Source organism: Rhodoligotrophos defluvii, assembly GCF_005281615.1.
Taxonomy (GTDB): Bacteria; Pseudomonadota; Alphaproteobacteria; order Rhizobiales; family Im1; genus Rhodoligotrophos; species Rhodoligotrophos defluvii.
This window is the reverse complement of record NZ_SZZM01000001.1, coordinates 1857556-1878465: the sequence shown is the minus strand read 5'-3', so window position 1 is coordinate 1878465 and position 20910 is coordinate 1857556. Positions and strand designations below refer to the sequence as shown.

Annotated in this window: 24 protein-coding genes and 1 tRNA gene; 12 read left to right on the top strand and 13 right to left on the bottom strand. The window is 65.2% G+C overall.

What is annotated here, in order from left to right; genetic code table 11:
- The first annotated feature begins 28 nt into the window (after positions 1-28).
- Positions 29-919, top strand: coding sequence for a DMT family transporter (locus E4P09_RS08985; protein ID WP_137389133.1), 891 nt, complete (start codon positions 29-31; stop codon positions 917-919).
- Positions 920-923: 4 nt separating this feature from the next.
- Here E4P09_RS08985 and E4P09_RS08980 read toward each other — a convergent pair whose 3' ends face one another.
- Positions 924-1319, bottom strand: a complete 396-nt coding sequence (locus E4P09_RS08980; RefSeq protein ID WP_137389132.1) for an MAPEG family protein — start codon at positions 1317-1319, stop codon at positions 924-926.
- A gap of 207 nt (positions 1320-1526) precedes the next feature.
- Between E4P09_RS08980 and E4P09_RS08975 the strand changes: the two genes are divergently transcribed.
- On the top strand, positions 1527-1946 hold the full coding sequence (locus tag E4P09_RS08975; protein WP_137389319.1) for an Hsp20 family protein: 420 nt from the start codon (positions 1527-1529) through the stop codon (positions 1944-1946).
- A 150-nt stretch (positions 1947-2096) separates the two neighbouring features.
- On the top strand, positions 2097-2327 hold the full coding sequence (locus E4P09_RS08970) for a BQ00720 family protein (RefSeq protein ID WP_137389131.1): 231 nt from the start codon (positions 2097-2099) through the stop codon (positions 2325-2327).
- Positions 2328-2356: 29 nt separating this feature from the next.
- Here the strand turns inward: E4P09_RS08970 and E4P09_RS08965 are convergent, their stop codons facing one another.
- The 8 genes from E4P09_RS08965 to E4P09_RS08930 form a co-directional block, all read right to left on the bottom strand.
- Positions 2357-2560 (bottom strand): hypothetical protein, encoded by a 204-nt coding sequence (locus E4P09_RS08965; protein WP_137389130.1) that lies wholly within the window; start codon positions 2558-2560, stop codon positions 2357-2359.
- A gap of 217 nt (positions 2561-2777) precedes the next feature.
- Positions 2778-3248 (bottom strand): PTS IIA-like nitrogen regulatory protein PtsN, encoded by a 471-nt coding sequence (gene ptsN, locus E4P09_RS08960; protein WP_137389129.1) that lies wholly within the window; start codon positions 3246-3248, stop codon positions 2778-2780.
- A gap of 620 nt (positions 3249-3868) precedes the next feature.
- Entirely contained in the window at positions 3869-5353 is a 1485-nt protein-coding gene (rpoN, locus tag E4P09_RS08955) for an RNA polymerase factor sigma-54 (protein WP_137389128.1), read from the bottom strand.
- A 234-nt stretch (positions 5354-5587) separates the two neighbouring features.
- Positions 5588-6355: an LPS export ABC transporter ATP-binding protein gene (lptB, locus tag E4P09_RS08950; protein ID WP_137389127.1), complete on the bottom strand. Its 768-nt coding sequence runs from the start codon at positions 6353-6355 to the stop codon at positions 5588-5590.
- 149 nt (positions 6356-6504) lie between these two features.
- Complete coding sequence (locus E4P09_RS08945; protein ID WP_137389126.1) at positions 6505-7053, bottom strand: LptA/OstA family protein; 549 nt, start codon at positions 7051-7053, stop codon at positions 6505-6507.
- Positions 7054-7180: 127 nt separating this feature from the next.
- Positions 7181-7867 (bottom strand): LPS export ABC transporter periplasmic protein LptC, encoded by a 687-nt coding sequence (lptC, locus tag E4P09_RS08940; RefSeq protein WP_137389125.1) that lies wholly within the window; start codon positions 7865-7867, stop codon positions 7181-7183.
- A gap of 71 nt (positions 7868-7938) precedes the next feature.
- On the bottom strand, positions 7939-8547 hold the full coding sequence (locus tag E4P09_RS08935) for a ribonuclease D (RefSeq protein ID WP_137389124.1): 609 nt from the start codon (positions 8545-8547) through the stop codon (positions 7939-7941).
- A gap of 92 nt (positions 8548-8639) precedes the next feature.
- A tRNA-Leu gene (locus tag E4P09_RS08930) sits at positions 8640-8726 on the bottom strand.
- Between the two features lie 198 nt (positions 8727-8924).
- On the opposite strand from E4P09_RS08930, the gene E4P09_RS08925 reads away from it, so the two are divergent.
- The 4 genes from E4P09_RS08925 to E4P09_RS08910 are packed head-to-tail and all read left to right on the top strand — an operon-like array spanning position 8925 to position 12669.
- Complete coding sequence (locus E4P09_RS08925; RefSeq protein ID WP_137389123.1) at positions 8925-9896, top strand: complex I NDUFA9 subunit family protein; 972 nt, start codon at positions 8925-8927, stop codon at positions 9894-9896.
- 53 nt (positions 9897-9949) lie between these two features.
- Complete coding sequence (locus E4P09_RS08920) at positions 9950-10651, top strand: glutathione S-transferase family protein (RefSeq protein WP_137389122.1); 702 nt, start codon at positions 9950-9952, stop codon at positions 10649-10651.
- Between the two features lie 24 nt (positions 10652-10675).
- Entirely contained in the window at positions 10676-11794 is a 1119-nt protein-coding gene (gene queG, locus E4P09_RS08915) for a tRNA epoxyqueuosine(34) reductase QueG (RefSeq protein WP_137389121.1), read from the top strand.
- Positions 11791-12669 (top strand): SDR family oxidoreductase, encoded by an 879-nt coding sequence (locus E4P09_RS08910; protein WP_137389120.1) that lies wholly within the window; start codon positions 11791-11793, stop codon positions 12667-12669. The genes queG and E4P09_RS08910 overlap by 4 nt, the downstream gene beginning before the upstream one ends.
- Here E4P09_RS08910 and E4P09_RS08905 read toward each other — a convergent pair.
- A complete protein-coding gene (locus E4P09_RS08905; protein ID WP_137389119.1) occupies positions 12614-13456 on the bottom strand; it encodes an alpha/beta hydrolase in 843 nt (280 codons plus the stop codon). The genes E4P09_RS08910 and E4P09_RS08905 overlap by 56 nt on opposite strands.
- Before the next feature lie 180 nt (positions 13457-13636).
- Between E4P09_RS08905 and infC the strand changes: the two genes are divergently transcribed.
- Positions 13637-14176 (top strand): translation initiation factor IF-3, encoded by a 540-nt coding sequence (gene infC, locus E4P09_RS08900; protein WP_239025105.1) that lies wholly within the window; start codon positions 13637-13639, stop codon positions 14174-14176.
- Between the two features lie 55 nt (positions 14177-14231).
- On the opposite strand, the gene E4P09_RS08895 is transcribed toward infC, so the two are convergent.
- The gene (locus tag E4P09_RS08895; RefSeq protein WP_137389117.1) at positions 14232-15155 is read right to left on the bottom strand and encodes a DMT family transporter; all 924 of its coding nucleotides are present in this window, start codon (positions 15153-15155) and stop codon (positions 14232-14234) included.
- A gap of 316 nt (positions 15156-15471) precedes the next feature.
- Between E4P09_RS08895 and rpmI the strand changes: the two genes are divergently transcribed.
- The 4 genes from rpmI to pheT all read left to right on the top strand — a co-directional run bounded on the left by rpmI (position 15472) and on the right by pheT (position 19689).
- On the top strand, positions 15472-15672 hold the full coding sequence (gene rpmI, locus E4P09_RS08890) for a 50S ribosomal protein L35 (RefSeq protein WP_137389116.1): 201 nt from the start codon (positions 15472-15474) through the stop codon (positions 15670-15672).
- A 22-nt stretch (positions 15673-15694) separates the two neighbouring features.
- Positions 15695-16048 carry a 50S ribosomal protein L20 gene (rplT, locus tag E4P09_RS08885; RefSeq protein ID WP_137389115.1) on the top strand — a complete coding sequence of 118 codons (354 nt, stop codon included), beginning with the start codon at positions 15695-15697 and terminating at the stop codon, positions 16046-16048.
- A gap of 168 nt (positions 16049-16216) precedes the next feature.
- The gene (gene pheS, locus E4P09_RS08880; RefSeq protein WP_137389114.1) at positions 16217-17290 is read left to right on the top strand and encodes a phenylalanine--tRNA ligase subunit alpha; all 1074 of its coding nucleotides are present in this window, start codon (positions 16217-16219) and stop codon (positions 17288-17290) included.
- Entirely contained in the window at positions 17287-19689 is a 2403-nt protein-coding gene (gene pheT, locus E4P09_RS08875; RefSeq protein ID WP_137389113.1) for a phenylalanine--tRNA ligase subunit beta, read from the top strand. The genes pheS and pheT overlap by 4 nt, the downstream gene beginning before the upstream one ends.
- Positions 19690-19691: 2 nt before the next feature.
- On the opposite strand, the gene E4P09_RS08870 is transcribed toward pheT, so the two are convergent.
- Both E4P09_RS08870 and E4P09_RS08865 read right to left on the bottom strand, forming a co-directional pair.
- Positions 19692-20537: a C40 family peptidase gene (locus tag E4P09_RS08870; protein ID WP_137389112.1), complete on the bottom strand. Its 846-nt coding sequence runs from the start codon at positions 20535-20537 to the stop codon at positions 19692-19694.
- Positions 20534-20884, bottom strand: a complete 351-nt coding sequence (locus tag E4P09_RS08865; RefSeq protein WP_137389111.1) for a MarR family winged helix-turn-helix transcriptional regulator — start codon at positions 20882-20884, stop codon at positions 20534-20536. The genes E4P09_RS08870 and E4P09_RS08865 overlap by 4 nt, the downstream gene beginning before the upstream one ends.
- Positions 20885-20910 lie beyond the last annotated feature (26 nt).

Sequence of the window (20910 nt, the reverse complement as noted above, 5' to 3'; positions counted from 1 at the left end):
GCGACCGGGTCAAGGGGGCGAGCGGATCATGCAGTCCAAGGCCGGCCTTCGGGGGGTGCTGACCGCGCTTGCCGCCTATCTGATGTTTCCCATGCACGATGCCCTGGTGAAGTGGCTGGTGGCGGACTACTCGATCTGGCAGATCATGTTCTTCCGCAGCGCGGTGATCATGGTGCTGCTGCTGGCCTGGCAGGGGCCTGGGCTGGTTGCGCGCAGCCTTCGTTCGCCGATGCGCGGTTTCCTGGTGCTGCGTGCCCTGCTGCTGATCGGCGCCTGGTCGTTCTACTATTCGGCCGCGCGCTTCCTGGGGCTTGGCGAGCTGACCACCATCTATTTCGCCTCGCCCATTCTGGTGGCCGTGCTGGCGGTGCCGCTGCTCGGGGAAGCGGTCTCCACCCGCAAATGGCTGGCCATAGGGCTTGGTTTCCTCGGGGTGGTCATTGCTTGCCGGCCGGACATCCATGTCGGCCTCGCACCGGTGCTGATGGGGCTGGCGGCGGCCGTGTTATGGGCCCTGGCCGTCATCGTCGTGAGAATGAAGGGCGTTCTGGAGCCCGTCTCGGTCAATCTGGCGGTGGCCAATCTCGGCTTCATCATTCTCGGCGGCGTCGCGATGCCCTGGTCGTGGGTGACCCCCGACCTTTCCGCCGGCGCCCTGTTCATCGTCGCCGGCCTGGTGAGCGGACTGGGCCAGTTCCTGATCTTCGAGGCGATCCGGCGGGTGCCGGCGTCGACCAGCGCGCCGCTGGGCTTTTCCAGCCTGATCTGGGCGTTCATGCTGGGCTATCTGGTGTGGGGCGACGTGCCGAGCCTCACGGTGGTGGCCGGCGCGATCCTGATCGTGCTGAGCGGCATTCTCATCTGCGCCTTGGAATGGCGAAGCGGGAGCGCCGCCCCGGTGCGCGGTTCGGCAGGCTGACCCCTCACCCTGCCAGCGCGGCGTAGAGGATCAGCACCAGGCCGGCGATCGAGACGCCCCAGATCACCGAACGCACATAAGGAATGCCCGCCGCGTAGACAGGCAGGTAGACGAGCCGCGCCCAGAAATAGAGCTGAGCGCCCCAATAGGTCAGCGCGTTGGAGCGGGCGCTGACCGCGACGATCAGCACCGCTGCCGCAAAGAACGGAAAAGTCTCCATGAAATTCGCCTGGGCCCGCGCGAGCCGGCCGGCTATGCCGGTCAGCGGCGGCTGCGGCGTATCGCGGGGCCCCATGGCCCATTCCAGGCTGTCCTGGCGGCGCGCCGCCATGGTGGCCAGGACAAGCTGAGCCAGGCCGAGGACCACGGTCCAGGCCAGCAGTTGCAGTTCTGTCGACATGATGCTTCCCCCGATCGCTACAACTTGAAAGGCCTATTTGTGCACGCCATATTCGGGGATGTCAGCGCATGATCTTGGACATGCAAGCAATTGCAGGTGCGGGGCATGAGCGACACCCGGCGGCGATGCCTTCAAGGGTCGCCGACGGTTGCGGCCTCAGCGAGCTTTCGCGGGCGCGAGAACGAGCTGCTTTTGAAGGGCTTCTGGATGTCTAGAGTGTCGATCTTTTCGAGTCCCTTTCTGCTGGGCTTCGAAGACATGGAGCGGCTGCTCGATCGCTTGGGCAAGACCGCCAGCGACGGCTATCCTCCCTATAATATCGAGCGTCTAGACAGTTCCGAGGACGGCACCTCCCATTTGCGGATCACTCTCGCGGTTGCGGGGTTTTCCAGGGATGAGCTGCTGGTGCAGGTGGAAGAAAACCAGCTGCTGGTCCGTGGAAAGCAGAAGGACGACCGCGCAAAGGCCTATCTGCATCGAGGGATCGCAGCGCGCCAGTTTCTGAAGGCCTTCGTCCTGGCCGACGGCATGGAGGTGACGGGTGCGTCCCTGGAGCATGGCATGCTCGAGATCGACTTGGTCCGGCGGCCGCCGAACAGGACGGTGCGGACCATCGAGATCCGGTAGTCCGGAGCACGCCCGAGGCACGATGTACAAGCCCAGAACCGCCGCTTTCCAACGAGGGCGGAGTAACCTTTTCGATAGCGCAGTTGCGTATCGTGATGGACCGGAAAGGAGTTCGCTATGAACAAACAGGAAATTGCGCGGAAGCCTCTGATGAGCGCGGCAGAATTCGCGCTGCTGGGCGACGGCAAGATCGGTTATGTTCGCGAGATTGACAGTACCGTTGCGGCCGAGCTGATCGGACCGATCCCCTATCTTCCTGCCAATGCGCGCCTGTTTGCGCTGTACGCGGCGGACGGAACGCCCATGGCCATTGCCGGCAGCCGCGAGGCAGCCCTGGCGAACGCCTTCGAGAACGATCTGCAGACCGTGAGCGTCAACTGATCGGCGGGCATGACTGCTGCTTTAAGTCTCTAGGCGCCGAGCCGGGCATCCAGGGGCCCCACGGCACGAACATCCCCTTGCAGCCCCTGGATTGCCGCGCCAAGCCCTTGAAGTCCCCGCACAATCGTCATGCCCCGGCTCACCGGGGCATGCAGGCAACACGGCACCAACGCCCCCTGCGGCCCCTGGATCACCGGGTCAAGCCCGGTGATGACGATTTGCTTATCAGTCAACACCTTACGTCACGCCCGGGTGCGCCTAGGCGCCGAGCCAAGCATCCAGGGTCCCCCCGCGGCGCGAACGTTCCCCCTGGCCGGGCCGCTCCTGGGTTGCCGCGTCAAGCCCGGCAATGACGGAGGTGGCTGGATTGAAACTCCATCGTCATGCCCCGGTTCTGACCGCTAGAGGAATCCGTTCCGCTCTATCGCAGAGGTCGGTTCGAATTTACCTTCAAGCGGCGTGCGAGGCCGATGCTGCCGGTTCGGTGAGAATTGAATAGAGCGCGGCGGCGCTGTCCGAGCCGCGCAGCTTCGCAACAATGGTCTGGTCTCGCAGCAGGCGGGAGATGCGGGCAAGCGCCTTCAGGTGATCGGCACCAGCACTCTCCGGCGCGAGCAGCAGGAAGATCAGGTCGACAGGCTGATCGTCCACCGAATCGAAATCGATGGGCTGGGCAAGGCGCGCAAAGACGGTGCGCAACCTCGTCAGGCCCGGCAGCTTGCCATGAGGAATGGCAATACCCTGGCCGAGGCCGGTCGAGCCCAGCCGCTCCCGCTGCAGAAGCGTTTCGAATATCTCCCGCGCGTCGAGGCCCGTCTGCCGCGCGGCAATCGCCGCAAGCTCCTGCAAGGCCTGCTTCTTGCTGCCAACCTTCAGTGACGGCACGATTCCATCTGCGGAGAGGATATCGGACAGCTGCATCGTGTAATGTCTCCTTGGGCGCGACCCACCAGCCTCAGACGCATCGATCCTGTAGACTTTCACTGCACTCGCCTTAGAGCGTTTTCGCTTTTCTTCGAATCGCGAAGCCGCTCCAAGTCCCTGCCTAGCCGCATTTTCTCACGCGAACCGGTATCCATTTCGCTCGAAAATGCTCTCGTTTGGGCATAGCGCCTCACACGCGGACAGGCGACGTGCCCCGCGTGTCTCAGCAAGCCCGATACGGCCCGGAAAGGGGCCCATTCGCTTCATGTGATGTGCCGAAACTGGATCGTCATCTCAGAAGTGCCGCCCATGCCTTCTGCTCAGCCGCGGGTCACGCTCAGGCCGTAGCCCCGATGTTCGCCGCGGTCACCCTCGTTAACAACCTGCTTACCATAATTTGTACGACATGCCCAACGACATCGTCGGAGCAGGGTGCTCTCGAACGGGTGCCCCTACCTAGTCGTGCGAGCGCCGCAAGTCAACGATCCTCCCAATCATTTTTTAAAAAATCAGCATACGTTTTGTGCAGAGCTCGCCCAACTTCATGTTTTCGGACCGACGCAGACCCCGCAGCCCAGGCGCAGGCATGTTAATCGCCCGAGTATTTGGCCCAGAGATCATCGGCTTTCAAGCTTCTCCCGACGGCGCTGAACCGAAGATAATATTCCCAATGCTTCCCGGTATTTGGCAACGGTTCTGCGTGCAATGTCTATACCTGAATCGCGCAGCAGCTCCACGATCCTGTCATCGGACAGGACATTCGCCGGCGTCTCGTTTTCCACAAGCTCGCGAATGCGGTGGCGCACCGCTTCGGCGGAGTATGATTCGCCCCCTTCGACCGATGCGATGGCGGTGGTGAAGAAGTATTTCATCTCGAAGGTGCCGCGCGGGGTCGCCATGTATTTATTGGCGGTGACGCGACTGACGGTGGATTCGTGCATCTCGATGGCGTCCGCCACCTTGCGCAGATTCAGCGGGCGCAGGAACTGCACGCCTTGGACCAGAAACGGATCCTGCTGCCGCACGATTTCCCGCGCGACCTTCAGAATGGTGCGGGCCCGCTGCTCGAGGCTCTTGACCAGCCAATTGGCATTGGCGAGGCACTCGGAAAGATACTCGCGATCCTGGTCGCGCGTGCCGTGGCGGCTGACCTCGGCGTAGTAATGGTTGTTGACGAGCACCCTCGGCAGGGTCTCGCTGTTCAACTCGACCCGCCAGCTGCCGTCCGGGGCGGCGCGCACGAACACGTCGGGCACGACTAGCGGCACCGGCCCCTCGCCGAAGCCGGCACCCGGCTTCGGGTTGAGGCGGCGGATTTTCGCCACCATCTCGCGCAGCTCGTCCGCATCGACCTCGCAAGCCCTGCGCAGCTTGCCGAAATCACGCTGGGCGAGCAGCGGCAGATTGTCGAGCAGCGCCTCCATCTCCAGGGTGAGGTCGCCCTGCGCCTCCAGCTGAATGGCCAGGCACTCCTTGAGGTCGCGGGCGGCAATGCCCGGCGGATCGAAGCCCTGGATCTTGCGCAGACAGGCCTCGATGGCTTCGGGCTCGGTTCCGAGCTGCTGCGCCAGCTCGGCAAGATCGGCACGGAGATAGCCGGCCTCATCGAGCATGCCGATCAGATGAGAGCCGATCAGCCGCTCGGCTGGCGGAAGGGCGGCCTCGCTCAGCTGCTGCTCCAGGTGCTCATGCAGGCTGACGGGCTGCCGCAGGGTTCCGTGGAGGTCTCCGTCCAGCGAATCCGCAAAGCCGCCGCCACCACCGCCGGCGAGGCTGGACCAACCTGAGTCGGCGATGCCGGCAACCGTCTCGCGTGCCTGGCGGTCGGCCGGCGCTTCATCGGCGTAGACGTTGTCGAGATCGGTATCGAGGCGGTCGAGCCTGTCCTGGACGGGCGAGGCGCGCTCCGCTTCGCCATTGAGCTGGGGTAAGTCCTCGTCCTGCTCGGGACGATCGAGCAGCGGATTGCGCTCGAGCTCGCCCTCGACGAATTGCGACAGCTCGACATTCGACATCTGCAGCAGCTTGATGGCCTGCTGCAGCTGAGGCGTCATGACCAGAGATTGCCCCTGGCGAAGCTCGAGCTTTGCTCTCAGCACCATAACCTCGATGGCCCCAGAGCGGCGCGGCCTCTGGCCGTCCCGCTCTAATCCTCTGCCTGAGCGCGATCTTTTCCGAAAACCGGTTCCCACTTCTTCGGGATCACGCTCTCGTCCGTCCCCTTCTCGCCCCGCGCGCGATGGGGCAGCAGGTTTCGACGGGTCACCTATAGAGCATTTTGCGAAGAAAGGTGCACTGGTCTATGCGAAAGGACAACAGCAGAAGAAATGAACCACTCACAGGGTGAATTGTTCACCAAGATACAGGCGGCGCACCTCGCGATTGCTGACGATCTCGGCGGGGGAGCCCTCCATCAGGACCCGACCCTCGTGTATGATGAGCGCGCGATCGATAAGCTCGAGGGTTTCTCGGACGTTGTGATCCGTAATAAGCACCCCGATTCCCCGAGCGGTGAGGTGTCGCACCAGCTCGCGTATATCGCCGATCGCAATGGGATCAATCCCGGCGAACGGCTCGTCGAGGAGCATGAATTGGGGACGGGCGGCGAGTGCTCGTGCGATCTCCACCCTTCGACGCTCTCCGCCAGATAATGCAACAGCTGGCGTACTCCGGAGATGCGAGATAGCAAACTCATCCAACAACCCGCGCAACATACTCTCGCGCGCCTTCCGGTCCTTCTCGGTGAGCTCCAGAACCGCGCGGATATTCTCTTCCACCGTCAGTCCGCGGAAAACCGACGCCTCCTGGGGGAGGTAGCCGATTCCCAAGCGGGCGCGGCGATACATCGGCAGATGCGTGATATCGGTCCCATCGAGCTCGATGGAGCCGAAATCCGCCGCAATGAGGCCGGTGATCATGTAGAACACCGTCGTCTTTCCCGCCCCGTTGGGCCCGAGAAGGCCGACCGCCTCTCCGCGTCGAACGGAAAGACTGACACCCCGCACCACCGGGCGGCGCTTGAAGCTCTTGCCCAAGGAGTGGGCCACGAGCCCCTCGCCGCCAGCACCACCGTTCCATCCGACGCGATCGTGGGGGGCGAACATGCCCACCCTCTCCCTACCGGAGTTCTCCAACGAGATAGATCGCTTCCTGGGCGGTGCTGCAGGTCTGTCCACGTCGTTCCGTTCCACCCAATTACCGTCGGTTTCCATTAATTTTCTATGAAGCTCTGGGGGGCGCCTACAGACTCTGCTCAAGGCACGAAGCGGCCGCGCACCCGCCCGCCGGAGAGCTGGCTTTGGCCGGTATTGAGGTCGATGTTGAGCTGGTTGCCGCGCAGGACCGTCTGCCCCTGGGTCACGACCACATTGCCCCCCATGACGATCTTGTTGCTGGGGACGTCCATCTTCGCCCAGTCCGCATTGATCACCTGGCCGCGGCTGGTCACCACCACGTTGCCGTCCGCCTGCAGCGACTTGAACTTGCGCTCGGTGCGGTCGCCCGTCTTCACCTCCTCGTAATCCACGACCAGCTTTTGGCTCTTGAGGCGAACATTGCCGCGCGTTGCGTCCACGCTGCCGGTGAAAACCGCCTGCTGCCGCTCCTGATTGAGCTCGACCTTCTCAGCGAGGATATCGACCGCGCCACTGTTGGAGGTACCGCTCGCATCCTTGAGCTTGGATGCGTCGACCGACTGGGCGGCGGCCATGGAGGAGACCAGGCTGATAGCGGCGGCGCAGAACAGCGCCAGTCCGGCGCGCGACTTAGAGCGCTTCCGCTTTTCTTCGAATCGCGGAAGCACTCTAGGTGTTTGCCCGGTCGCATTTTCTTCACGCGAACCGGTATCCACTTCGCTCGAAAATGCTCTAGGTGTTTGCCCGGTCGCATTTTCTTCACGCGAACCGGCATCCACTTCGCTCGAAAATGCTCTAGGGCCGCGGCCCCGGCTGCGCGTCGTCGCGCTCAGATCTCTGGGAGAAATTGGTGCGAACATTCCTTGTGAAATATACTTGCTGGCCGTCATCGCGCATCTCCATTCCCCCGGCCGTTATGGTGCCGTCGGGAAACCTAACCTCTACCGGATCTTCGCTGAGAAGTCTCTTTTCGCTCAGGAACACGCGAGCGGTCTGCAGGTTCGCCGAGTAGTTGGCGCTGTTCACGATATGGACCTGGCCGGCGAGATCGAGCGTCTTGGCCTTGTCGTCGTAAAGCCCCTGGCGCGCGGTGACCAGCAGCAGCTCGCCGCTGGCCTTGAGCTTCATCTCGACCTTCACGGCCTCGAGGTGGACGCGGAACGGTCGGTCCTTGTCCTGGGCGGCGCGCTGCGCCTGCACGGAGAAGGGTTGCCCGTCGCGGTCGAAGCCGGTGAATTGAACCTCCCGTGCGACGGCCACTTCCGGATCCTGGACGGGCTGCTCGGTGACCTGGGGCGCATAAACGGAGGGGAACATGCCGATCTGGATGACGAATGCCGCCACCAGCGCGACCAGCACGACCGTCAAGCCCCACATGATGATGCGCGCGGGCGTGAAGCGGGTCCGGCGCCGATGCGGAACGGCTTCTCTCGCACCGGGCTGCGCCGCCGGGTTGGCACCGTGAGGCGTGGGCATCACCATCGGAAAATCATGCTCCCAGGACCCGGAACCGGATCCGGCACAGTCCGCTTCCCGAGCGCCGCGGCCGACGCTCAATGGGCAAATATGTCCTCTTCCGCCCAGCCTGCAAGGTCAAGCGCGGCTCTGGCGGGAATGAAGCGGAAGCAGGCCTCGGCGAGCTGGGTGCGCCCCTCGCGCGCCAGCAGCTGGTCGAGCTGGGCCTTCAGCTGGTGGAGATAGAGGACATCGGCGGCCGCGTATTGCAGCTGCGCGTCGGCCAGCTCGGCCGCGCCCCAGTCGGAGCTCTGCTGCTGCTTGGAGAGCTCGATGCCCAGGAGCTCACGGCAGAGATCCTTCAGCCCATGGCGATCCGTGTAGGTGCGCGTCAGCTTCGATGCGATCTTGGTGCAATAGACCGGGGTAGCCTCGATGCCGAGATAGTACTTGAGGACGGCCACGTCGAAGCGTGCATAATGGAAGATCTTGAGCAGACCAGGGTCGCTCAGCAGCGCCTTGAGGTTCGGCGCGTGGAAGCTGGCCGGGTCGATCTGCACCAGGTGCGCCGTGCCGTCGCCGGCGGAAAGCTGCACGAGGCACAGTCGGTCGCGGTATGGGTTGAGGCCAAGCGTTTCCGTATCGACCGCCACTGACCCGTCGAACCGGACATCAGGACCAAGGTCGCCACGATGGAGGGTTATCATCCAACGTCCTTCTTGCCGGGAGCCAGGCACCGAATGGCTACGGCACTCACGTCCGGGCAGGCGCCCTCACGTGGATCGGCACATAGGGGAAATGGTGCCCAGGAGAAGACTCGAACTTCCACGAGGTTTCCCTCGCTAGCACCTGAAGCTAGTGCGTCTACCAATTCCGCCACCTGGGCAACGGCCGATGACATAGGATCTCAAGGGGCGCATTGTCAACTGATCGATCGTGATTTCGTTCGAACGGGAGACGCCGGGGCGCGGATATCGCTTCACGGCCCCGTTGCATTCTCGGGCGGGAACGGTAAAAGGCAGTCTGACGGGGAGCATGCCGCCGCCGCGGGGCGGCCTGGCATGCGGCAGCAGAGCGAGGCACCGTGACGTCCACATCCAACACTCTGGTCACGATCGTTGGCGGATCGGGCTTTCTCGGGCGCCACATCGTACAGGTCCTGGCCAAGCGCGGCTACAGGATCAGGGCCGCGGTCCGCCACCCCGAACTTGCCGGGCACCTGCAGCCGCTGGGCATGGTGGGCCAGATCCAGGCGGTGCAGGGCAATGTGCGCTATCCCGCGTCCATAGCGGCTGCGTGCAAGGGCGCGCAGACGGTGATCAATCTCACCGGCATTCTTTACGAGACCGGACGGCAGACCTTCGAGGCCATTCACGTGCTGGGGGCCGAAGCGGTGGCAAAGGTCGCGCACGTGGCAGGCGCCACCCAGCTGATCCATGTCTCTGCCATCGGCGCCGACCCCGCCTCTCCATCGGCCTATGCCCGCACCAAGGCCGAGGGGGAAGTGCGCGTCCGCGCCGCCTTTCCCGAGGCCACCATCCTGCGGCCGTCGGTGGTCTTCGGTCCTGAGGACCAGTTCCTGAACCTGTTCGCCGCCATGGCGCGGGTGATGCCGGTGTTGCCACTGATCGGCGGCGGGCGCACGCGCATGCAGCCGGTCTATGTGGGCGATATCGCTCGGGCTGTGGGCGAGCTTGTCGACCGGAAGATCGGGGCCGGCACTATCTACGAGTTGGGCGGACCGGAAATCCTCACCCTGCGCGAGATCTTCGAATATGTGCTGAAGACGACGCACCGGCGCCGGCTGCTGATGCCCATTCCGTTCTCGGCCGCAAAGCTGCAGGCTACCTTCCTGCAGATGCTGCCGAAGCCGCTGCTGACCACGGACCAGGTGACGCAGCTGCAATATGACAATGTGGTGAGCGCAGACGCGGCGCGCGACAAGCGCACCTTCGCCGGGCTCGGCATCGTGCCGCAGGCGCTCGAGGCCATCGTGCCGCAATATCTAGAGCGCTTCCGGCCGACCGGTAGCTATGATCGCGGACTGCACGGTTGAGCCCGCCCTTCGGCCCTTTCCCATCTCAGCTCAACGGGACGCCACGGACCTGAATGCCTCAGCTGATCCACTATATGCTCGACCCGTTTTCGCGCCGGATCAGGCTCATGCTCGGCGAGCTGGGGATCGAGGCCGAGGTCATCGAGGAGAAGCCGTGGGACAACCCGGACGAGCTTCTGCTGCTCAACCCTGCCGGCACGCTGCCGATCTTCATCGAGGACGACCAGACGGTGATCCCCGGGGTGGAGGCCCTGGCCGACTATCTGGAAGAAACCCGCGGCGGTTCGGCCGATGGGCAACGCGGGCGCACGCTGCTCGGTAACACGCCGGCTCAGCGCGCGGAGACCAGGCGGCTGGTGGCGTGGTTCGACGTGAAGTTCCACCGGGAGGTGAGCCGGCTGATCCTCACGGAGAAGGTGGAACGCCGCCTCGCGCCACCGGGCAAGGGCGGCGGGCCCACCAACATGAACGCTGTGCGGGCAGCCCTGCACAATATCCGCGCTCACCTCGACTATATCGGCACCCTGGCGGAGCACCGGAACTGGCTGGCTGGCGACGACCTGACCCAAGCCGATCTCGCGGCCGCGGCCCACCTCTCCTGCCTCGACTATCTCGGCGACGTGCCCTGGGGCGTGAGCGCCTCCGCCAAGGCATGGTACCAGCGCATCAAATCGCGACCCTCCTTCCGGCCGCTGCTGGCCGACCACATCCGCGGCATGCCGCCGCCACGGATCTACGCGGATCTGGACTTCTGAGCCCCTTGCTCCCTATCTCGGGGCATGGCGGCTGCGGAATTGAAAGAAAGGATACGGCGCTGGGCCGAAGCGGAGGGCTTCGATGCCGTGGGCTTCACCACGCCCGATGCCATCCCGGAAGCCTCTGCCCGGCTTGCCGCCTTCATCGCCGATGATCGCCAGGGCGACATGGCGTGGATGCGGGATACGGCCGAACGCCGGGGCGACCCGCGCCGGCTGTGGCCCGAGATGCGCAGCATCATCATGCTCGGCAAGAATTACGGTCCGGACGAGTCGCCACTGGCGCGGCTCGACGATCACGGCGGCGGTGTCATCTCCGTCTATGCGCTGGGCAGCGACTATCACGAGCTGATCAAGAAGCGCCTGAAGGCGGTGGCGCGCACACTGGTCCGCGAGACGGGCGCCGAGGTGAAGGTGTTCGTGGATACCGCTCCGCTCATGGAGAAGCCGCTGGCCGAAGCGGCCGGGCTAGGCTGGCAGGGCAAGCACACGAACCTGGTTTCGCGGGAGTTCGGCTCCTGGCTGTTTCTCGGCGCCATCGCAACGACGGCGGAGATTGCGCCCGATACGGCCGGGGAGGACCGCTGCGGCTCGTGCCGCGCGTGCCTCGACATCTGCCCGACACGGGCATTCCCGGCGCCTTACCAGCTCGATGCCCGGCGCTGCATCTCCTACCTCACCATCGAGCATAAGGGGCACATTCCGCTGGAATTCCGCGCGCCCATCGGCAACCGGATCTTCGGCTGCGACGACTGCCTGGCGGTGTGTCCATGGAACAAGTTCGCCCGGCAGGCGAGCGATGCCAAGCTGCAGGCCCGTCCCCATTTACGCAATCCGCGACTGAAGGTGCTCGCCGAGCTGGACGATGCCGGCTTCCGCGCCATGTTCGCCGGGACGCCGGTGCGCCGAGCCGGGCGCAACCGCTTCATCCGCAACGTGCTGATCGCGATCGGCAATTCCGGTGATCCGGCGCTGGTTCCCACAGTGCGGGAACGCTTGCAAGACCCATCGCCACTGGTGCGCGCGATGGCTATATGGGCGCTCCGTAAGCTGGTTCCGCCAGATGAATTCGCCGCCCTGGCCGCGGCGCTGGCCCCGGCGGAGACGGATCTAGAGGTTGCGGCCGAGTGGAGACTGGAATGAGCAAGAGCCTGCTTTGCCTGGGGATGGGTTATTGCGCGCGCGAATTCGCGCGGCGGATGCGCGATTTGGGCTGGACGGTTGCCGGCACCACACGCAGTGCAGAGAAGGCGAAGCAGCTGGAGGGGCAAGGCTTTCGCATGGTGGTGTTCGACGGCGAAGGGCCGCTGGTCGATATCGACGGGCTGCTCGCCGGCGTCACTCACGTGCTGGCGTCCATTCCGCCGGACGATGACGGCGACCCGTTCCTGAAGCTGCATGGCGAAGATCTCGCCCGCCATGCCGGGCCTATGGACTGGGCGGGCTACCTTTCGACCACCGGCGTTTATGGCGACCACGCCGGGGCGTGGGTGGACGAGGACGCGCCCACCGTGCCGAGCACCGACCGCGGCGGCCGGCGGGTGCTGGCCGAAGGGCAGTGGCAGGCGCTCGGCGCCCGTTCCGGACTTCCCGTGCACATCTTTCGCCTGGCGGGGATCTACGGGCCGGATGGCCGCAACCAGATCGAAGCGGTGCGGCAGGGCAAAGCCCGCAGGATCATCAAGCCGAATCACTTCGTGGGGCGTGTCCATCGCGACGATATCGTCGGCATCTTGGCGGCCTCGGTCGCTAAGCCCAACCCCGGCCGCGTGTACAACGTGGCAGACAACGAGCCTTCCCCGCCCGAAGAGGTCATCGCCTACGCCGCCCGCCTGCTCGGGGTGGAGACGCCACCCGCCATTCCGTTCGAAGAGGCGGAGCTTTCGGCGGTGGCGCGCGGCTTCTTTGCGGGGAGCAAGCGGGTTTGCAATGCCCGGGTGCGTGAAGAGCTGGACTACAGCTTCAAGTATCCGACCTATCGGGAGGGTCTGCAGGCGCTGGTTGCCGCTGCGCAATGACGGCATCCGCCCTGGTGCAGAGCGCGGCGGCCGTGGTGACCAGCAGATCCAGCGAGCGCTCGTCGGACAAGCGGTGGTCGCCGCCCTTGACCAAGGTGAAGGTCACGTCGTCTCCCTCGATCATGCTGTAGGTGGCGAGCCCGTGCTGCCAGGGTACCGCCTCGTCCTGCTCACCATGCAGGATGCGGACGGGAACTGCGGCCGGATAAGCGGCGTTCAAAAGCTGATGAAGATCGCCGTCATCGAGCAGCTGTCGCGTGAATTCGTAGGGGCCGTCGCCATAGATGGACGGCCGCGCCACGACGCCCTCGCGCGCAAGGCATTCCCGCTCCTCGGCGGTCATCCCTTGTCGGATGAGCTGCGCGGTCATATCTGTAGCGGGCGCAAGCAGCACCAGGCCATGCACCCGCCCCACGTCGTCCGGAAAATGCTCGTTGAGCCGCTTGGCCAAGAGCAGGGCCAACCAGCCGCCCATGCTGGAGCCGAGGATGATGCGCGGGCCCGGCGCCACCTCGCGGAAGATGACGACCGCCTCGTCGAGCCAGCGCGAGATTGTGCCTTGCCTGAATTCTCCGCCCGACGCGCCATGGCCGGAATAGTCGAATCGCAGCATGCTGCGCCCTTGGGATACGGCCCATTGCGCAAGGCGGGTGGCCTTCTCGCCGGTCATGACCGACTTGAAGCCGCCGAGCCAAAACAGGCCGCATCGGTGCGGGTGGTTCGGCCCGTCGTGGAGGAAGGCCAGGCGGGTGGAGCATGCGCGGTGATAGGCGACGGGTGTGCTCATGGGGCGTTACCTAACCAGGTCTAAAGCTTTTAGTGGTGTAAGGTGAAGCCTGTGCTTGACTTGCCGCTTTGAGTTCAAGATTGATATGTGGCCTTGGCTCGCAAATATCTGCAGCCGAGCGATACCTGATCGTCAGGCTGACAGGCAGCCCTTCGGATCAACAGCATAGGAGATATCAAGATCGTCCGCAGACCCTTCAAAGCGCCGCCGACCCGAGACGATGGTCCACGCGCCAACGACCGTATCCAGGCTCGCGAGGTTCTGGTCATCGACCAGGATGGCGAGAAGCGCGGCATCATGAGAACCGAGGACGCGATCGAGCTTGCCATGGACGCAGGCCTCGACCTCGTGGAGGTCTCACCGAACGCGCAACCGCCGGTCTGCAAGATCCTGGATTACGGCAAGCTCAAATACCAGACCCAAAAGCGCACGAACGAAGCCCGCAAGAAGCAGAAGACCATCGAGATCAAGGAGATCAAGATGCGTCCGAACATCGACACGCACGACTATGACGTGAAGATGCGGTCCATGCAGCGGTTCTTCGACGAGGGCGACAAGGTCAAGGTGACCTTGCGCTTCCGTGGCCGCGAGATGGCGCATCAGGATCTCGGTATGAAGCTGCTGGAGCGGGTGCGTGCGGACATCATCGACCGTGCCAAAGTCGAGCTGGAACCGCGGCTCGAAGGCCGGCAGATGATCATGGTTCTGGCACCGCGCTGATATTGCCGTCCGGGGCCTCTCCCGGCGGGAGGGGCCTGACGCCCTAGGAAATGCTCTAAACGCCCTGCCCGCCTTTCGGTCGGAACTTGAGTGACCGAAATTGCAGTTGCGCGAGCACGGCTCCGCAAATGACAAGCACGCCGCCCAGCGCCTGGACCAGCGAGACCGCCTGCCCCAGCAGCAGCGCGAACAGCATGGTATAGAAGGGGATCATGTTGTTGTGCATGGAGGCCACCGTGACGCCCAGCATCCGGCAGGCCGCCATCCAGAACACCGAAGACAGCCCGATCCCGATGCAGCCAAGCCAGACCAGCAGCCCGACAGATTTCGCATCGAGAGCATAGTTCAGCTCAGCCAGGCCCAGGAGGCCGGCGATCACGGCGATCGGCGCGGTGACCAGGCTCGAGGCGGTGGTGGTGACGGCGGCCCGCGCAAGGTCCGACATGTTGCCAAGGCGGTCGACCGAGATGCGCGTGAACAACACGAACAGCACGGTGGAGATGAACACGAGCAGCTCGCCCAGGCCGAGGGCGACGCGCTCCGGCCCGCCATGCTCCCGGCCAGCGATGGTGACGATGCCGCCGGCCATGGCCAGGGCGACGCCAAGCGCAATGGTGACGGTCAACCGCTCGCGCCCGGTGAGCATGCCGACGGCCGCGGAAATCGCCGGCATGGAGGCAACGATGATCGCCACGTTCACCGGGTGGGCAAAGGCCTGGCCCCAGACCAGGAACAAGCCTGAGATGCCCATGGCCGACCCGGCCAGCATGATGTCCTTGCCGAGCTGAAGGGTGAGCCTGGGCAGGCTGTTCCAGGCAAGCACCACGAGGGAGAGAACGACGCCGGCCAGCGCCATGCGAACCGGCATGACCAGCAGCGGGTGCCAGGTCTTCAGGACCTCCGCGGCGGCGGGCAGGCCAGTCGACCAGACCAGCATGGAAAAGACGCCGGCGAGATTGCCGTAGAGGCGGGATGACACGGCGGGAGTTCCTGGGGCCGCCGTTCAGCACGAACCTGGGGCCCCGATTTGGTGGATGCGCACCCTCATCTTTCCCAGTCGGCCAGGCGCGCTGCAAGGGCAAACTGGCCAGAGCAGGTCAGGCTTGCGTCACGCGCATGGTTGCATCTCGGGCGCGCTCGTCCTATAAGCTGCTCGCATCGAGCTGGCCGGCTTCACAAGGGCATGCCGTGTCGGCTCCGAAGGCTTCAATCCGAAGCGGCGTCTTTCACCCTGCTCTTGCGGCGCAAGGGGAGCGGCAGAGGCGTCCTTATGCTGTTTCACGAAAGGAAGCAAAATGCCCAAGATGAAGAACAAGTCGGCGGTGAAGAAGCGCTTCAGCTTCACCGGCACCGGCAAGGTGCGGGCGAACCAGTCCGGCAAGCGCCATGGCATGATCAAGCGCACCAACCGCCAGATCCGCGACCAGCGCGGCACCACCATCCTCAACGAGAGCGATGCTCAGATCGTGCGGCACTTCCTGCCGTATGGGCGTTGATCGGACATAGAGGAGAGCAGCCATGGCACGCGTCAAGCGCGGGGTCACCGCACACGCCCGCCACCGCAAGGTGGTCAAGCAGGCCGCCGGCTATTACGGCCGCCGGAAGAACATCTTCCGCGTGGCCAAGCAGGCGGTGGAGAGAGCCAACCAATATGCCTATCGCGACCGCCGGGTGCGCAAGCGCAACTTCCGTGCGCTGTGGATCCAGCGGATCAACGCGGCGGCGCGCGAGCTCGGCCTGACCTATGGCCGATTTATCAACGGGCTCGACAAGGCCGGTGTGCAGGTGGACCGCAAGGTTCTTGCCGATCTCGCCGTGCGTGAGCCCGCGGCATTCAAGGCGCTGGTCGAGACGGCGAAGGCGGCCCTGTAGGCTCAGCCCACGTCTCGCGGCCGGGAGCCCTCTCGGCCGCTGCCCGCGCCTCTCTCGCGGACACGATGGTTATCCGGTCTTTGGCCGAGCCCACGCCGCAGCTCATGCGGGGCGCGTGAGCTCGGCCTTTCCGTGTTTTCTGCCATTACCGCTGACGGATTTGAGACGATGAACCGGATCGACACCCTGGAGCGCGAGCTCCTCGATGGAATCGCCGCCGCGGCCGACGAGCCGTCGCTGGAAGCGGCGCGAGTTGCAGCCCTGGGCAAGAAGGGGGTCATCCCCGAGCTCATGAAAGGGCTCGGCGCGATGACGCCGGAGGAGCGCAAGCAGCAGGGCCCGCTGCTCAACAGCCTGAAGGACCGGGTGACGGACGCGATCGCGGCGCGGCGCGAGGCTCTGAAGGAGCAGGCGCTCGAGGCGCGGCTTGCCACCGAGACCGTGGATGTCACCCTGCCCGTCCGGCCCGAGGCGCGCGGCACGATCCACCCGGTGCGGCACGTCTATGACGAGGTGATCCAGATTTTCGGCGATCTCGGTTTCGCGGTGGCCGAGGGGCCGCATATCGAGGACGATTTCTACAACTTCACCGCCCTGAACATTCCGCCGGAGCATCCGGCGCGGCAGGAGCACGATACGTTCTATCTGAGGGAAAAGCCGGACGGGACGCGCAAGGTGCTGCGCACCCACACGTCGCCGGTGCAGATCCGCACCATGCTGGCGCAAGAGCCGCCCATCCGCATCATCGCGCCCGGGCGCACCTTCCGCTCGGACAGCGACCAGACGCACACGCCGATGTTCCACCAGATCGAGGGGCTGGTGATCGACGAGACCACCCATCTCGGCCACCTGAAATGGGTGCTGGAGGAGTTCTGCAAGGCCTTCTTCGAGGTGGACAAGGTGAAGATGCGGTTCCGCGCCTCCCATTTCCCGTTCACCGAGCCGTCCATGGAGGTGGACATCGGCTACCGGCGGGAGGGCGGGCAGATCCGCATCGGCGAAGGGGACAGCTGGCTGGAGATCCTCGGCTCCGGCATGGTGCACCCCAATGTGCTCATAGCGTCCGGTGTCGATCCCGCGCGCTATCAGGGCTTCGCCTTCGGCATGGGGCTCGACCGCATCGCCATGCTCAAATACGGCATCCCGGATTTGCGCGCCTTCTTCGAGGCCGATCTGCGCTGGCTGCGCCACTATGGCTTCAGCGCGCTGGACCTGCCCACCCTGGCGGGAGGACTGTCATGAAATTCACCCTTGGCTGGCTCAAGGAGCATCTGGAGACCGACGCGCCGCTGGAAGCCATTCTCGACGGGCTCGTCGGCTGCGGCTTCGAGGTGGAGAGCGTGACCGATCTGCGCGAAGCGCTGGCGCCGTTCAGGGTGGCCTATGTGCGCGAGGCAGTGCAGCATCCCAATGCGGAGCGGCTCAGGGTGTGCACGGTCGAAACCGATGCGGGCGTGCTGCAGGTGGTGTGCGGCGCGCCCAACGCGCGCACCGGCCTGCGCGGCATCTTTGCGCCCGTGGGCACGCATATCCCGGGTACCGGGCTCGACCTGACCAAGGCAAGCATCCGGGGCGTCGAATCGAACGGCATGCTCTGCTCGGAACGGGAGCTCCTGATCTCCGACGAGCACGAGGGCATTATCGACCTTGCGGAGGACTTCCCGGTGGGCACACCGGCGGCGACGGCGCTCGGGCTGGACGACCCGGTAGTCGATATTTCGGTGACGCCCAACCGGCCAGATGCCTTGGGCGTGTACGGAATCGCCCGCGACCTTGCCGCCAAAGGGCTGGGCAAGCTCAAGCCGCTCGCCGTGCCGGAGATACCGGGCCGCTTCGCCTCGCCCATTTCGGTGCGCACCGAGGACCCGGAGGGCTGTCCGCTGTTCGTGGGCCGCACCATTCGCGGGGTGAAGAACGGCCCCTCGCCGGCCTGGCTGCAGCGGCGCCTGCGTGCCATCGGGCTGCGGCCCATCTCGGCGCTGGTCGACATCACCAACTACATCACCTACGGCTATGGCCGGCCGCTGCACGTGTTCGACGCCGACAAGGTGAAGGGCAACATCGTCGCGCGCTCGGCACGGGCGGGCGAGGAGATCCTGGCGCTGGACGGCAGGACCTACCGGCTCGAGCCGGGCATGGTGGTCATTGCCGACGATGCGGGCCCGGAGGGGATCGGCGGCATCATGGGCGGGGAGCATTCCGGCTGCACGGATGAGACCACCACGGTGTTCCTCGAGTCCGCCTATTTCGATGCGGTGCGCACGGCGCAAACCGGACGCAAGCTAGGCATCCAGAGCGATGCCCGCTACCGGTTCGAGCGCGGGGCCGACCCATGCTTCGTGCAAGCGGGTGCCGAGCTCGGCACGGCCATGATCCTGGAGCTGTGTGGGGGCGAGGCATCCGAGCTGGTCGTTGCCGGCAAGGTGCCCGACCACGAGCGCAGCTACACCCTGCGCAAGGACCGGGTGCGCACCCTGGGCGGGGCCGACGTGACCGTTCCTGAGCAGAGGCGCATTCTGGAAGCCCTGGGCTTCGGGGTGACGGAGACGGATGAGGGCCTGGTCTGCCGTGTGCCCTCATGGCGGCCGGATGTGCATGGCGAAGCCGACCTGGTGGAGGAGGTCTGCCGTATCGTCGGCCTCGACAACATCCCGCCTGCGCCCATGGACCGGCCGCACCCGGTGGCGCGCCTGGTGCTGACGCCCTTGCAGCGCCGCGCCGCGATCGCCGAGCGGGTGCTGGCGGCGCGCGGCCTCAACGAGGCGGTGACCTGGTCGTTCGTGTCCAAGCGGCAGGCGGAGCTGTTCGGCGGCGGCACCCCGGAGCTCGAGCTTGCCAACCCGATCTCGTCGGAACTGTCGGATATGCGCCCGTCGATCCTGCCCACGCTGATCGCCGCGGTGGGGCGGAACATGGCGCGCGGCTTCGGCGATGTGGGCCTGTTCGAGGTGGGACCGGCCTATGCGGGCGATGCGCCGGCGGACGAAACCCTGCGGGCGACCGGCGTGCGCCGCGGACGCAAGAGCGGGCGCCATTGGTCCGGCCAGCCGGCGGCGGTGGATCTGTTCGACGCCAAGGCGGACGCGCTGGCGCTGCTCGAAGCGGCGGGCGCGCCGATGGACTCGCTGCAAGTGGTGCAAGGTGGACCGGCCTGGTTCCACCCGGGGCGTTGCGGCACGCTGCAGCTCGGCCCCAAGAACCAGCTCGGCTGGTTCGGCGAACTGCACCCGCGCGTGCTGGAGGCCATGGACGTGAAGGGGCCACTGGTCGGCTTCGAGGTCGTGCTGAATGCCATTCCCGACCGGCGGGCCAAGGGCACGGCTCGGCCGGCGCTGGTCCAGTCGGACCTGATGCCGCTGACCCGCGACTTCGCCTTCGTGCTCGACCGGGACGTGCCGGCGGACAAGCTGGTGCGGGCGGTGAAGGGTGCGGACAAGCAGTTCATCGCCGCGGTGTCGGTGTTCGATCTGTTCGAAGGCGAGGCGGCGGAGCGGGCGCTCGGGCCGGGCAAGAAATCGATCGGCATCGAGGTCATGCTGCAGCCGCAGACCAAGACCCTCACCGACGAGGAGATCGAGGCCATATCGGCCCGCATCGTGGCCCAGGCAACGAAGGCGACCGGCGCCAGCCTGCGTAGCTGAGGTCAGAGCCGCCTGATGCTGCGGACCTCAGTGCCCTGCTGACGGATGCGCTCGACCGCTTCGCGCAACGGCTCCAGCACCACCTGCATGTAATGGCCGGTGGCGTGCAGCAGCGTTTCGGCGTCGGCCATGATGCCCACATGCCCGGGCCAGAACACCAGGTCGCCCCGCCGCAGCTTTGCGAGGTCGCGGGGATCAAGCGGGCGACCTAGGCTGGCTTCCTGCATGTCGCTGTCGCGCGGGCATGGCGCACCCTGCGCCTGCAGCGCGACCTGCACCAGGCCGGAACAGTCTATGCCCGTCCATTGCCGTCCGCCCCACACGTATGGCGCGCCCAAGAACCGTTCTGCAACCGAAACAAAGTCGCTGACGGTTTCGCCGACCGGCCTGACATGCTTGGCGAAGGCGAACATCCCGCTCGCCGTGCGCACGAAGCCGTCGGCCTCGCCGGTGGCCCTGAGCCTGGCGCCGAGGCTGACGGTGAGGGTCGGCTGGGTCTTGATGTTCGGCGCGGGGTAGAGGGTGGTGCACGGCGCGGTGACCCGGTGCGTGGGCTCCCCCTCGTCCGCGGCCAATCCCTCCGACGGAAGATAGCCGACATAGCCGTCGTCCACGAGCTGCGCCCAGGCCCAACCTTCGGTGATTTCGAAGACACGGACCGCCTCGCCCATGAGCGCTTCGGTCGTGTGGGGCGCATCGAAACGGGGCGAGGCCCGCATGCCGAGCGCCGGCACCGAGACCCGCATGAGCGTGGGCGCGACGAAGCGCGCCGCCTCGACCGTGCCCTTCAACCAGTCGGCCGCCAAGTCGCTCCGGAAAGGGGTGATGCGGCGGTCAAGAACGGTCATGATGTCGCCCTCTGTGCATGCGCAATGATCAGATCGCCAAGATGCTCCAAGAAGAGCGATCCCTTTACTGTACGCTGAACCAGCACGTTGCGGCGATCATTTTGGTCACGCCTCCGGCTAATCAACCCTTCTTTGCCCATGCTGTCGAGTGCTCTTGTGATCACCGGCTTGGTTACTGAAAGCCTGGCGGCCAAGGCACGGATCGTGTGAGGCGGAGGCTCCAGATAGACCGACAACAGGATGGCGGTCTGCCGCGCGGAGAGATCCGGCTGGCCATCCTTGACCAGGTCGAGATGGATCGTCTGCCAGAGCTTCAGCGCCTGGTTCATGGTCAAGGTGTGGGTCATGCCGCGCCGCGCGTCCCCGTGCGACA